Raw genomic sequence first — 13,515 nt, forward strand, 5'->3', positions numbered from 1 at the left:
CCAGGAGCCAGCATGCGCAAGAGCGATCGTGAAGTTCTCGATCCCATAGTTGTGGAGGCCCTTTTGCAGCGGGCCGAATACGTGCATCTCGCCCTGCGCGACGGGGAGGAGACCTACAGCGTCCCCGTGAGCTTCGGCTACCGGGACCGGGCCCTCTATTTCCACGGCGCGGCCGAGGGCCGCAAGGCGCGGGCCTTGCGCGCCTGCGACCGCGTGAGCTTCTCGGCCGTGGTGGAATGCGAGCTTGCCCGCCAGATCAAGGCCTGCGCCTACTCGGCGCACTACAAGTCGGTGTGCGGCTCGGGCCGGGCCACCATCCTCACGGACCCCGAGGAGAAGGCGGCGGCCCTGGACGTGATCATGGGCCATTACGAAGGCCCCACGGGCCCCTATCCCCCCGAGATGCTCAAGCGCACCGAGGTGGTGCGTTTGGACGTGGAGGTGCTGTCGGGCAAGGCCAATCCCCCCTGGCAAGGCGGCGTGGAGCTCGACGACGACGAGTGCCTGGGCTGCGAGGACGCGGACGACGCCCTGGGCGCGGACTGATCAGTCCGCGCGCGTGAGGCGCGCCACGCACTCGATGTGCGGGGTGTGCGGGAAGAGGTCCACGGGGGTCACGCGCTCCACGCGGTAGGCCGGGGCCAGGCGGCCCAGGTCCCGGGCCAGGGTGGAGGGGTTGCAGGAGACGTAGACCACCCGGGGCGGCCTGGCCTGGGCCAGGGCCTGGAGGGCCTTGGGGTCCAGCCCCGCGCGGGGCGGGTCCAGCACGGCCGCGTGGGGGATGTCCTTGCGCCGAGCCAGCACGAGCTTCACGTCCCCGGCCTGGAAGAAGCAGTTGGTCAGGCCGTTGGCGGCTGCGTTGGCCTGGGCGTCCTCAACGGCGGCCTGGGAGATCTCGAAGCCCGTCACGCGCCCGGCCGTGCGCGCCAGGAAGAGGCTCAGGCCCCCCGCGCCGCAGCAGAGGTCCCAGGCGGTCTCGCCGGGCGCGAGGGCGGCGGCCTCGGCGGCCCGGGCGTAGAGCAGGGCGGCGGCACGGGTGTTGGTCTGGAAGAAGGAATCGATGCCCACGCGCAGGGCTAAGCCGTCCAGGGACTCCTCAAGGAAGTCGTTGCCCAGGGTGAAGGCCCGGTGCTCGGCCTGGGCGATGTCGGCCCGGTCGGCGCGCACGCCCAGCACCAGCCCGTCCAGGTCCGGGCAGTCGCGCATGAGGGCCTCGCAGAGGGGGCGCAGCCGCTTGAAGGGCGCTTTGGGGCCCACGATGATCTGGGCCAGCCAGCGCCCCGTGGTTTCGCTCGCGCGCAACACCAGATGCCGCCAAGTCCCCGTGCCCGTGCGCCCGAAGTAGGGCGGCAGCTGGGTCTTGGCGGCCATGGCGCGCACGGCCGCCACCAGGGCCATGGCGGGCGCCGGCATGAGCCCGCACGCGCAGACCTCCACGATGCGCGAGGGGTCGAAGCGGCCGCGCAGGCCCAACGTGGGGCCGGGGCCGAAGGCGAACTCCATCTTGTTGCGGTAGCCCCGCGTGAGCGGCGAGGGCACGGTCTCGTCCACGGGGGGGGTGAGCCCGGCCAGGCGTTCCAGCTGTTCGGCCACGATCTGGCGCTTCCAGTCCAGCTGGGCCTCGTAGGCCGCGTCCTGCCAGGAGCAGCCGCCGCAGGGGCCGTAATGGGGGCAGAAGGGCTCCACGGCGTGGGGCGAGGGCTCAAGCACCTGTTCGGCCACGGCACGGAGGCAGCGGGGATCGTCCTTGACCACGCGGGCCAGCACCCGCGAACCGGGAAGCCCGCCCTCCACGAAGGCCACGCGGCCCTCCAGGCGGGCCAGGCCCGCGCCGCCGAAGGCCGGACGTTCGATGGAAAGTTCCAGAAGTTGCGCCATGGGGGCATCATGCCCGGCGAATCCGGCGGCGGCAAGCCCGGCGTGATCCCCTGCGAGGCGGCCTCGGGGCCGCGCGGCCTGGGCGTGCGCTTGTGGGAGGCGGGGAAGGGGGGTAAGGGATGCGCCAAGGAGTCCGCGCATGAAGACGCTCACCGCCCTGCTGACGCTCTGTTTCGCAGCCCTGGCGTTCCAGCCCCGGGCACTGGCCCAGGACTGGCAGCTGCGCGACATTTGCGACCTGCGCAAGTCCCCGCCCGCCGGGCGTCCGGCCGGGTGCGCGCGTCTGGCCGCCGACGTGCTGGCCCTGCTGCCCGAGAAGGCCGGGCCGGGCAACCTGGCCCTGCTGGCCGACTTCTCCGACAACCTGGAGAAGGCCGGAGCGGGCTGGGACAACCCCTGCCGCGACCCCGGCCGCTGCCCGGACTTCGCCTATTCCATCCGCTACGCCATGGTGCCCCGCAAGGAGGTGACCATCCCCAAGGACAAGGTCTACACGGCCTACGTCTGCCGCGAGGGCTTCTCGGCCACCGGCCAGGACGACGGCGCGTGCCGGAGCAAGCTCGTGAAGGTGCTGCGCGAAATGATCGTGCGGGCGCGCAAGGAGGGGATGTTCCTGGCGCTGCTCAAGTGCGGGGCCTCCGAGGGCGAGGCCGTGCGACCCGACGGCGCGGGGGTGATGGGCTTCGAGCTCATGTACGCCTTCGTGCCCCTGCCGGGCATGATTTCCGGACCGCCCTCGGTCCCTTCCGCGGTCTCTCCGACGGACCCTGCCCTGGGCGCGCGCCAGCCCCTGAGCCAGATCGCAGCTTCCGCCGCCGCCCCGGCGCAGGAGGCCAGGAAGCCCGCCCCGCAGGGGGCGCAGCCGCCGGTTCCGGCCCAGGTTCCAACCCCTGCTCCCGCTCCCGCTCCGGCGCAGCCGCCTGTCTACCCGCCCGAGCTCCACGGGGCCGACGGCGAGGTGGTGTTCCAGGTGGCCGCGCTGCCCACCCTGGTGCAGGCCGAGGCCGTGGCCGACCGCCTGGCGAGCCAGGGCGTGGAAACCAGCTTCGAACAGGCCCAGGTGAACGGACGCGACGTCTACCGCGTGCTGGCGCGCTCCTCCGGCAGCCCCGAGGCCCTGCGCCGCAGGCTGGCCGAACTGGGCTACCCCGGGGCCTTCCCCAGGCGCTGACCTGGCCCGCCCCCAGCCGCTGCCCGCTTGACAGCGGCTGGCCGAAAAGGGATTCTCCGCCAATGATGGAGGACACGGGCCGCGCGTCCGGCCCCCAGACGCGCACCACCCTTGCAGGAGGCCGGACATGGCGCAGAGCCGATACGCCCGTTTCGAGTTCGACGTGGAGGGCCAGCCGGCCGGGCGCTTCCAGGTGGTGGAGTTCCAGGGGCAGGACGCCCTCTCAACGCCCTACGCCTTCACGATCACGCTGATCTGCCAGGGCCAGGGGCCGTCCCCGGCCGAGGTGGTGCGGCGCAAGGCCACCCTGCGCATCAACGGCGAAACCACCTCGAACGCCTACTCCGGGGTGGTCTTCGCCTACCAGTACATCCAGAGCCGGGGCGACGTGAGCTTCTTCCGGGCCGTGCTTTCGCCCGGCTTCAAGCTCCTGACGTACACCCGGCAGAATCAGATCTTCCTGGACCAGAGCCTGCCGCAGATCCTCTCCACGGTGTTCGGCCAGTGCCGGTTCACGGCCTTCGACCTGCGCCTGTCGGCCGATTATCCCCCCCTGGAATTCGTGTGCCAGTACAACGAGTCCTGCCTGGACTTCGTCTCGCGCCTCATGGAGCACCAGGGCATCTACTACGCTTTCGAGGAGCAGGAGGCGGGCGAGGTGCTTGTGGTCACCGATTCGCTCATGAGCCACACCCCCCTCTCGGCAACGCCCTGCCTCTACCTGCCGCCCTCGGGCATGGACGACCCCCAGCGCGAGAGCGCCGTGCACCAGCTGGTGCTCGACCACAGGATCGTGCCCGCCGTCGTGGTGCTCAAAGACTACAACTACCTGCGCCCGGACCTGGAACTCCTGGCCGAGGCCCCCGTGGCCCCGGACGGCGTGGGAGTGCACTACCACTACGGCGACCACTTCCTCACCCAGGACGAGGGCGCGCGCCTGGCGCGCATCCGCGCCGAGGAGCTGCTGGCCGGGCAGGAGGTCTTCGCGGGCGCGAGCACGGCCATGCTCCTGCGCGCGGGCGGCCTGGTCACCCTGGCGGGCCACCCCCTGGAGGCCTGCAACATCCAGATGCTCGTCACCGGCGTGGAGCACAAGGGCCGCGACAAGACCCCTCTCACCGCAGGCCTGGAGCACGCCGCCACCGCCTCGGACCAGGAAAACTACTACCGCAACACCTTCCATTCCATGGCGTCCCGGCGGCAGTTCCGCCCGGCGCGCTCCACGCCCCGCCCGCGCATCGCCGGCCAGTTCCACGCCAAGGTGGACGCCGAGGGCGAGGGCCAGTACGCCATGATCGACGACCTGGGGCGCTACAAGGTGCGCCTGCCTTTCGACCTGGCCGGACGCCCCGAAGGCCAGGCCTCCTGCTGGCTGCGCCTGGCCGAGCCCTACGCCGGACCCAGGTACGGCCTGCACTTCCCCCTGCTCAAGGGCACCGAGGTGCTGCTCTCCTTCATCGACGGCGACCCGGACCGGCCCGTGATCACCTCCGCCGTGCACAACGGCCAGAACCTCAACCACGTGCGCTCCAACACCAACGCCATCAACGCCATCAAGTCCGCCGCCAACAACCAGATCGTCATGGGCGACCTCCAGGGCCAGGAGTTCATCGGCCTCTATTCGCCCTTCCACGAGACGAGCATCGCCCTGGGCTCCACCAAGCCCGGCGGCGGGGGCAGCATGGAGTTCAAGACCAAGGGCGAGAGCCAGACCCTGGTGCTGGGCGACGAGAACAAGCTCGTGGGCGGCACGTCCATCGAGGGCACGGCGGGCGTGAAGGCCGAGATCACGGCGGGCATGGCCCTGGAGATCATGGGCGGATGGAAGTCCGAGCTGGTGATGGGCAACCACTTCGGCATGGTGGTGGGCAACGGGCTGGAGATGGGCAGCGAGTCCAAGTCGATCTTCGACACCAAGGAGATCCAGGGCACCACGGGCATCGAGATCCAGGCCGGGCTCTCGGAGGCCTACGTGGCCGCGCTCACCTCCATGCGCAACTGGTACACCGCGGCCGCGGGCCTCACGGCCGTGGCGGCCGTGCTTGGCACCGCCGCCTCCGAAACCTGGACCAAGGACGGCTGCTGGCACGACCAGGGCGACTCCGCCATCGACGAGGGCCTGGGCATCACCTTCACGGGGCTCACGGGGGTGGTGGGCATCATCGCGGGCTACTGCGGCTACAAGATCCAGCAGCAGCTCAACGCCATCCAGACCGGCAGCCTCTGCAAGGCCGTCACCGAAGTGGCCATGAACAAGGACGGCTTCGAGGTGGAGGTGAACCGCTTCAACCTGGGCGCGCTCTCCCTGAGCAACGTCTCCCCCCTGCCCACGCCCATCACCCTCAAGGCCGTGGGACAGAACGCGGCGAAGCAGACCGTGGAGTCTTTCCTGCAATTCCGACAGGACGCGGCGGGCATCCGGCTGGTGAACATGGAGCCCTCCACCGGCGGTCCGGAACCCTCCATGCTCGTGATGAGCAACGCCAACCTCGTCTCCCTGCTCATCCCCGACGCGGGCCAGCTGAAGATGGACGCCACCGCCCAGGGCGCTCCGGTGGTCACCCTCCAGGCCATCGAGGGCCAGGAGAAGTCCACGGTGCAGTTGGACAAGCACAAGGTGCTCCTCCAGGCCCCGGACGGCTCCGCCACCGTGGAGGTGCAGAAAAACCTCGTGGCCCTGGCCTCCGCCCAGGCCAAGACCACGGGCGTGAACATCAACGCCAGCGATGTCCTGCTGAACGCCACCGGCAAGGTGGACATCATGGGCGGGCTGGTGAAGGTCCAGGGCGGCAAGGTCTATCTGGGCGGGGCGGGAGGGGCCTCCATCACGGGCGACCTCACCGTGGACGGGGCCACCACGCTCAAGGCCACCAAGACCGGCGACCTGAGCGTGAACGGCAACGTGAACATCACCGGCAGCATGAGCGCCCAGTCGGTCGCCGCGGACAGCGCGTCCGTGAAGAACGACCTCTCCGTGGGCGGCAAGACCACCACGAAGAGCGCGGACGTGAAGGACGACCTCAACGTGGGCGGCAAGTCCACCTCGGGCAGCGCGAACGTGAAGGGCGACCTCAAGGTGGGCGGCAAGGCCGACGTGGACGGCAACGTGAGTTCCGGACACAGGATATCCGGCAGGGACAACGAGCTCGACGACGATCCGTTCTTCAACATGTTCAAGAACCCGAACAAATAGCGCGCCAACGGCGGCCGCCCATGTCGCGGACGCGGAGTCCAGTCGGTGAAAAAGATCAAGCCGGAGAAGCTCTCCCTCACGCATCGCTGCACGGTCTTCAACAAGGACAACCTGCTGTTCGTCAATCTGTTGGGGGCTTTCTCCTTCGACCGCCCCGACGAGCCCCTGGGCGAGGACGTCCTGTGGGCCGCCCTCAAGGAGGCCTGCGGCCCCCACGTGTTCGACGAGGGCTACCTGAAGTCGCGCGGGGAGTTCATCGTGCACGGCAGCTGCCACGCGCCGGGCGGCGCGCCGGTCCGGGGCTGCGAGGTGTGCGTGCGCGTGGGCGGCCTCTCCAAGCGCCTGACCGTCTTCGGGGACCGCTACTGGGTTGGCGAGGGCGCCATGACCCAAGCCACCGACCCCGAGCCCTTCACCTCCATGCCCCTGGGCTGGGAGCGCGCCTTCGGCGGCAAAGGCTACAACCGCAACCGCCTGGGCAAGGGCGCGGTCCCCATGACCCTGCCAACAGGCGAAACCCTGCGTCCCCTCCCTAACCAGGAAGACCCCTGCGCCCTGATCACCAACCCCGGCGACCGTCCAGAACCCGCCGGACTCGGCCTGCTGGGCAGCCTGCGCTTCTGGCGCGGCAGGGGCCTTGGCGCCTACGGCGAGAAATGGTTCGCGGAACACTGGCCCTACATCGCGCCGGACTACGACCTGGACCTCATCAACACCGCCTGCCCGGATCAGTGGATCGAGGGGTACTTCAAAGGCGGCGAGGACGTGGAAATCCACAACATGCACCCGCGCGAGCCCGTGCTGCGCACCCGCCTGCCCAGGCTGCGCGCCAGGGCCTACATGCGCCGGGCGATCTGGGACCGCATCGGCTACAACGAGCTGGAGCCCCACTGGGACACGGTCTGGCTCCTGCCCGAGCGCAAGCTCATGCTTTGCGTCTGGCGTTCCATGTTCCTGGTGTCCAGCCAAGGCGCGCGCGACGTCACCCACGTCTGCGCCGAGCTGGAGCACCAGGACGCGCCCCCCAAGCCCCGCCAGCACTACCTCGACGTGCTGGGCGGCGCACCCCTGGAGCCGGAGTCCCAGGCTCCCGGAGCGCCGCCGCCCCCTCCCTCCCAGGCGGCTCCGGCCTCCGCGCCAACGCCCGCACCCGTGGCGGCCCCGGCCTCCGTTTCCGCCCCCCAGGCCGAGACGCCTCCCCCTCCGCCCATCCCGGACCCCGAGATGGAGGCCATGCTCGAAAAGGTGCGGGGCATCCTGGCCAAGCAGGGCATCAGCATCCCCACGGCCCCTCCGCCGCCCCCGGACCCCTTCGGCCTGGGCGGCCCGAACCCCGAAGAGGCCATGGCCAAGGCCGGGGATCTCCTCAAGACCACCGGCGAGGAGCTTCAGCGGACCCTGGCGGCCCAGGGCATTCCCGTCCGCCCCGTGGACCCCGCCGCGCCGCCCGATCCGCGCAAGCTCCTGGCCGCCCTGGACGCCCTGGACGTGCGCGACGCGCGTCTCGCCGAGGGGCTCAAACAATTGCGCGCCGCCCTCGCCGAGGACGCGGCCTCCCCGCCTCCGCCTCCGACGGGCGCGGCCCCCGAACCCCCGGCCGCCGCCACCGCGCCTCCGCCTCCGCCGTCCTCCGGCCTCACGCGCCTGGAGGTGCTGCGCCGCGTGGGGCAGGGGCTCTCCCTGGCGCGCCAGGACCTCACCGGCCTGGACCTTTCCGCCGCGCCCCTGGCCGGGGCCGACCTGCGCGAGGCCATCCTGGAGAACGTGAGCCTCAAGGGCGCGGACCTGGCCGGGGCGAATCTCTCCGGGGCCATCCTGCCCGGGGCGGACCTCTCCGGGGCCGCCGCCTCCCGAGCCGACTTCACGGGCGCGTTCGCCCACGGGGCCAAGGCCGCCGGAGCCGCCCTGGCGGGCGCGGTCCTCGCCCGGGCGGACTTCGCGGGCGCGGACTTCACCGGGGCCGACCTCACCGGGGCCGACCTCTCCCGGGCCAGCCTGGACAAGGCCCTCCTGCCTGGGGCCGTGCTGGCCGGATGCCTCGCCCCCGGCGCGCGCTTCGCAGGGGCCGACGCCACGGGGGCGGTGTTCCGCAAGGCCCGCATGGAGCGCGCGGGGTTCGCCTCCGCCCGCCTGGACGGGGCCGACTTCGAGCAGGCGGGCGTGCCGGGGGCCGACTTCCTCAACGCCTCGGGGCGCAAGGCGTGCTTCGCCGGGGCCGACCTCTCTGGCAGCCAGGCCCCGGGCGGGGCCGCCTTCCAGGAGGCGGACTTCACCAGCGCCAGCTTGGCCGGGGCCACCTGGACCGACTGCGACCTCTCCCACGCCCGCCTCTCCGGGGCCGTGCTGGACGGAGCGAGCCTTCGCCGCACGCGCCTGGAGAACGCCGACCTCACGCGCTCCACGGCGCGCTCCGCCGTGCTCGACGAGGCGGACCTCTCCGGGGCGCGCCTCGTGGCCGTCAACGCCTTCAAAGCCTCCCTGCGCGAGGCTTCCCTGCACAAGGCCGACATGGGCGACTCCAACTTCTTCCTGGCCGACTTCTTCCGCGCCCGATTCCACGAGACCAACCTGGCCGGAAGCAACCTGGGGCGCACCATCCTGGAAAAATGGCGCTCCATCAAACTCTAGCCGCCGAGGCCCCCATGACCCGCCACCGCACCGCCCAGCATCGGGAAGCCCCGTGAACCGCCAGGAACTTCTGGACCTCCTGGACCAGGGCCGGGACACTGAGCGCCTGGACCTCACCGGGGCCGACCTGGCGGATCTGGACCTTTCCGGGCGCGACCTGGGCGCGGCCACGCTGCGGGGCGCGTCCCTCGCGGGGGCAAGCCTGCGGCAATCCCGCCTCGCGGGCGCGGACCTGGCCCAGGCCCGCCTGGACGGGGCCGATCTCGCCGGGGCCGATCTCTCGGGCGTCTCCCTGGACGGGGCGGACCTGCGCGGGGCGGACCTCTCCGGCGCGCGCCTCGCCATGGCCCGGCTCCCCGGGGCGCGCCTTGGCGGTGCGCGGCTCTCCGGGGCGGACCTGCGCGGGGCGGACCTCTCCGGCGCGGACCTCTCCGGGGCCGTCCTCTCCGGGGCGGACCTGCGGCAGGCGACGCTCCGGGGAGCGGTCCTCAGTCGCGCCGACTGCTCCGGCGCGGAGATGGAGGGCCTGTCCCTGGCCGGTCAGCGCTTCGCCGGGTGCTCCTTCGCCAAGACCTTCCTGGACAAGGCGGACCTCTCCCAGGCCCGCTTCGAGGGTTGCAATCTCTTCATGGCCTACCTCGACGGCGCGCTCTGCCGCGAGGCCGTCTTCGAGGGGTGCGACCTCACCCAGGCCTCCCTGGCCGGGGCCGATCTTTCCGGCGCGTCGCTCCTCGGGGCCAAGGCGCGGTGCGCGCATTTCGACGGGGGCCAGGCCCCGGGCGCGACCCTGCACGGAGACTTCGCCATGGCCAGCTTCGAGCGGGCCGGACTCGCCGGGGCGGACCTGGACGGCGCGCTGCTGCCCAACGCCATCCTGACCGGGGCGTCCCTACCAGGGGCGCGGCTCGCTGGCGCGGACCTCTCCCGGGCCGACCTCTCCCACGCGGACCTCACCCGGGCCGATCTTTCCGGGGCGAACCTGACGCTCGCCAATCTCCACCGCACGGTTTTGCAGGACGCCGTGCTCGACGGCGCGGCCACCGAAGGCGCGCGCCCGACCGACCCGGCCCTGGCCGCCGCCGAGGACTGGACCCCGCCCCCGGCCTGACGCCCGGGCGCACGAACCCCATGGAGCCATCATGAACGCATTGGCCAAGATGAACCCCGGCGGCGAGGAGCCCGTGCTGAGCCTCGCCACGGTGACGGGGGCCCTGGACGGCCGCCTCCTGGTGCGCCGGGGCGGCGCGGTGTTCCCCGCGTTGCGCGCGGCGGGCTGCCTGCTGGAGCCCGAACCCGGCGATCTGGTGCTCGCCGTGAACGAACCCTCGGGCGCGGCCTTCGTGCTTTCGGTGCTCGTGCGCGCCTCCCAGGCCCCGGGCCGCGCGGGCCTGGAGGAGGGCCTGACGCTGCACGCCGGGCAGGGGCCTTTGACCCTTGATGCGGGGCGCCTGGGCCTGCGCGCCGGTCAGCTTCTGGAGATGTCCGCGCCCCGGGCCACGCTGGAGGCGGACAAGGCCGAGGTGCGCGCCGGAGCGCTCTCGCTGGCGGGGGAGAGCCTCACCCAGGCCTTCGCCCGCATCCGCACCGCCGCCGGGGCCATGGAGCGCGTGGTGGGCCGCCTGGTGGAGCGCGCCACGCGGGTGCTGCGCCGCGTGGACGAGTGCGAGGACGTGCGCGCCGGGCGCTACCGCCTGGACGCGGAGGACTCCCTGCGCCTGGACGCCGGGGAGATGCGCCTCGAAGCGCGCGGCAACGTGGACGTGGACGGCCGGAAAATCCGCCTGGGTTGAGGAGCACACGATGTTTGCCACCACCAACGAGACCGGCATGGCCGGAGCCTTCCCCGACGTGTGCCTCACCCCCGCGCCCCCCGCGCCGGACCCCGTGCCCATCCCCTACCAGAACATGGCCATGATGCAGAACGCCAAGGGCTCCACCTGCGCCTCCAAGGTGTTCGTCAAGGGGGCCAAGGCCGTCACCCTTAAGACCGAGATCGCCCAGAGCGTGGGCGACGAGCCGGGCACGGCGGGCGGCGTGGCCTCGGGGCGCATCCAGGGGCCGTGCCGCTTCACCTCGGGGAGCCTCAAGGTGGTCATCGAAGGCGAGGCCGCCGTGTTCCAGGGCTCCGCCACCAAGCAGAACGGCGACAACCCCAACACCGTGGGGGTGGTGAGCAACCCCAGCCAGACAACGGTGATGTACATGGAATAGCGGCTTCAACGCGGGCCGGGTTGCCGCGACGGCAGTCTTCACGTAGGTTCGCACTCTCCAGGAGCGCGCCCGACGGCGAAGCGCTCCGCAAAGACAGCGTTCAACGCCATCCGGGAGGCGCGCCATGCCTGAAGCCGTTCCCCCCCGTTCGGAGTTCGCCGTTTCCGGCCTGTCCGCCGACACCTTCCAGGTGGCCCGTTTCACCGGCCGGGAGTCTCTCGCGGGGCTCTACGAATTCGAAACGTTCCTGGCCGCGTCCGGACCAGGGCCGGACCCGGAAGCCGTGCAATCCGGACGGGCCACGCTCACCGTGCGCCGCCCCTCGGGGTGCGACATCTTCTGGCACGGCATCGTGCGCGAGTTCGACCAACTGGAGCGCAACCACGGGCTCACCTACTACCGAGCCGTCCTGGTCCCCCGCGCGTGGTGGCTCACCCAGACCCTGGGCACGCGCATCTTCCTCGACGCGGACCTGACCCGCGTGCTGGACTCCGTGTTCCGCGAGGCCGGGCTCCAGCAGGGCCTGGACCTCGAATTCCGCCTGCGCGACACCTACTCCCGGCGCGAATGGATCTGCCAGTACGCCGAGACCGGCTGGAACTTCGCCAGCCGACTCATGGAGCGCGCCGGGGTCTACTGTTTCTTCGAGCAGGAGGCCGACCGCGAGAAGCTGGTGATCACGGACACCTTCATGTCCCACATGCCCCTGGGCAACGACGCCCATCTGGCCTACCGCCCGGCCTCGGGCCTGACGGACGCGCAGTCCCCGGAGCATGCCCGGACCTTCCGCCGCTGCTTCCGCCAGACACCCCGGGGCGTGCGCGTGCAGGGCTACAACTACCGCACCTGCAAGACCCTCCAGGCCACGCGCGGCGTGGTCGGGCACGGTCAGGTCCAGGTGTACGCCCACGAGGACGACCCGCGCACCAACACCGAGGCCGAGCGCATGGCCAAGGTCCGCGCCGAGTCCCTGAACTGCCGGCGCGCGCTCTACCACGGCTCCACCACGGCCCCATTTCTGCGGCCGGGCTGCACCTTCCGGCTTCTGGACCACTACGACGAGTCCTTCAACCGCGAGTACCTCGTGGTGGAGGTGGTCCACGAGTGCCGCCAGGAGTCCGCTCTTTCCACCCGGGGCCTGCAGGACGTTCCGGAGCAGACCACCTACCGCAACGACTTCGCGGCCATCCCCTCCAACGTGCAGTTCCGGGCCGAGATCGCCACGCCCCGGCCCAAGGTCTCCGGCCCCCTCACGGCCTGGATCGACGGCGAGGGCGACGGACACTACGCCGAGGTGGACGCGCTGGGCCGCTACAAGGTGCGTTTCGCCATGGACCTCTCGGACCGCGAAGGCGGCAAGGCCTCCCACTGGATACGCCTCATCACGCCCTACGCCGGGGAAGGCCACGGCCTGCACCTGCCCCTGCACAAGGGCGCGGAGGTGCTGGTGCTCTTCCGCAACGGCAACCCGGACAAGCCCGTGATCGCCGGGGCCGTGGCCAACCAGGCCCAGAAGATGGTGGTGAACCAGGACAGCAGCACCCAGTGCCGCCTGACCACGGCCGGAGGCAACCTCCTGCACGTGGAAGACAGGGACGGAAGCCAGCGTTTCCTGATCCAGAGCCCCGTGCAGAACTCCTGGGTGCGCATCGGCGCGCCCAACGACCCGCCCCCGCCGCCCGACTGGGACTGGAGCAGCCTGCCCACCAAGGACGGCATCGCCCTGGCCACGGGCGGCTCCTTCAGCGTGAACTGCCAGGTCTGGAACACCGTCACCCTGGGGGAGCAGTCGTCCACCGTGGTGGGGGCCAAGGCCGTCACCGTGCTGGGCGAGGCGCTCAACGTGAACCTGGGGCCGCGCCAGGACGTGATCATCCCACGCAAGACCGACTTCACCCCCGCGCGCTCCGGCATCCGGGCCGCCATGGAATACCTGCACCTGCGCCGCGCCGTGGTGGTGGGCGGACAGGACCAGGCCCTGATCGTGGACCAGCAGCAGGTGCTGGGGCAGCAGAACAACGTGGTGGGGGGCCAGCAGCAGGTCGTCGCCCAGCAGGACAACGTCGTCGTGGACCAGCAGCAGCTTCTGGCGAACAACAACAACGTGATCGGAGACCAGCAGCAGCTCGTCGCCCAGCAGGACAACGTCGTCGCGGATCAGCAGCTGATCGTGGCGAACAACAACAACATCGTCGCGGAAAACAACAATGTTGTCGTCAACCAGGAGAATGTTGTCGTCGAGCAGAACAATCAGCTTGTCGAAGTGAACAACATCGTTGTCAACCAGAACAACGTCGTGCAGGAGCAGGCCAACCTGGGCGTAGTGCAGAACAACGTGGTGGCCGATGTGAACTTCGTCTGAGGAGGGCGGCGCGGAGCCTCAGCGCATCAGCGCGGCATCAGCATGCATCGGCGTTGTACCGGCGCGAACTAC

At 71.1% G+C, this 13,515-nt stretch carries 9 protein-coding genes; 8 read left to right on the plus strand and 1 reads right to left on the minus strand.

The annotated features are described in order from the left end of the window. Positions 1-12 precede the first annotated feature (12 nt). Positions 13-546 (plus strand): pyridoxamine 5'-phosphate oxidase family protein, encoded by a 534-nt coding sequence (locus NNJEOMEG_RS06405; RefSeq protein WP_173082476.1) that lies wholly within the window; start codon positions 13-15, stop codon positions 544-546. Here the strand turns inward: NNJEOMEG_RS06405 and rlmD are convergent, their stop codons facing one another. Further along, positions 547-1,878 (minus strand): 23S rRNA (uracil(1939)-C(5))-methyltransferase RlmD, encoded by a 1,332-nt coding sequence (gene rlmD / locus NNJEOMEG_RS06410; protein WP_173082478.1) that lies wholly within the window; start codon positions 1,876-1,878, stop codon positions 547-549. A 139-nt stretch (positions 1,879-2,017) separates the two neighbouring features. Between rlmD and NNJEOMEG_RS20925 the strand changes: the two genes are divergently transcribed. The 7 genes from NNJEOMEG_RS20925 to NNJEOMEG_RS06445 all read left to right on the plus strand — a co-directional run bounded on the left by NNJEOMEG_RS20925 (position 2,018) and on the right by NNJEOMEG_RS06445 (position 13,443). Then, positions 2,018-3,049 (plus strand): SPOR domain-containing protein, encoded by a 1,032-nt coding sequence (locus tag NNJEOMEG_RS20925; RefSeq protein ID WP_173082480.1) that lies wholly within the window; start codon positions 2,018-2,020, stop codon positions 3,047-3,049. Between the two features lie 127 nt (positions 3,050-3,176). Beyond that, on the plus strand, positions 3,177-6,242 hold the full coding sequence (gene tssI / locus NNJEOMEG_RS06420; RefSeq protein WP_173082482.1) for a type VI secretion system tip protein TssI/VgrG: 3,066 nt from the start codon (positions 3,177-3,179) through the stop codon (positions 6,240-6,242). A 45-nt stretch (positions 6,243-6,287) separates the two neighbouring features. After that, the gene (locus NNJEOMEG_RS06425) at positions 6,288-8,870 is read left to right on the plus strand and encodes a DUF2169 family type VI secretion system accessory protein (RefSeq protein WP_173082484.1); all 2,583 of its coding nucleotides are present in this window, start codon (positions 6,288-6,290) and stop codon (positions 8,868-8,870) included. 52 nt (positions 8,871-8,922) lie between these two features. Beyond that, positions 8,923-9,978, plus strand: a complete 1,056-nt coding sequence (locus NNJEOMEG_RS06430) for a pentapeptide repeat-containing protein (RefSeq protein ID WP_173082486.1) — start codon at positions 8,923-8,925, stop codon at positions 9,976-9,978. A 31-nt stretch (positions 9,979-10,009) separates the two neighbouring features. Continuing rightward, a complete protein-coding gene (locus NNJEOMEG_RS06435; protein ID WP_173082488.1) occupies positions 10,010-10,660 on the plus strand; it encodes a DUF3540 domain-containing protein in 651 nt (216 codons plus the stop codon). 10 nt (positions 10,661-10,670) lie between these two features. Next, positions 10,671-11,081 (plus strand): DUF4150 domain-containing protein, encoded by a 411-nt coding sequence (locus NNJEOMEG_RS06440; RefSeq protein ID WP_173082490.1) that lies wholly within the window; start codon positions 10,671-10,673, stop codon positions 11,079-11,081. A gap of 124 nt (positions 11,082-11,205) precedes the next feature. After that, on the plus strand, positions 11,206-13,443 hold the full coding sequence (locus tag NNJEOMEG_RS06445; protein WP_173082492.1) for a type VI secretion system Vgr family protein: 2,238 nt from the start codon (positions 11,206-11,208) through the stop codon (positions 13,441-13,443). The last annotated feature ends 72 nt before the right edge of the window (positions 13,444-13,515 follow it).

Origin of the sequence: Fundidesulfovibrio magnetotacticus (assembly GCF_013019105.1) — a bacterium.
Taxonomy (GTDB): domain Bacteria; phylum Desulfobacterota; class Desulfovibrionia; order Desulfovibrionales; family Desulfovibrionaceae; genus Fundidesulfovibrio; species Fundidesulfovibrio magnetotacticus.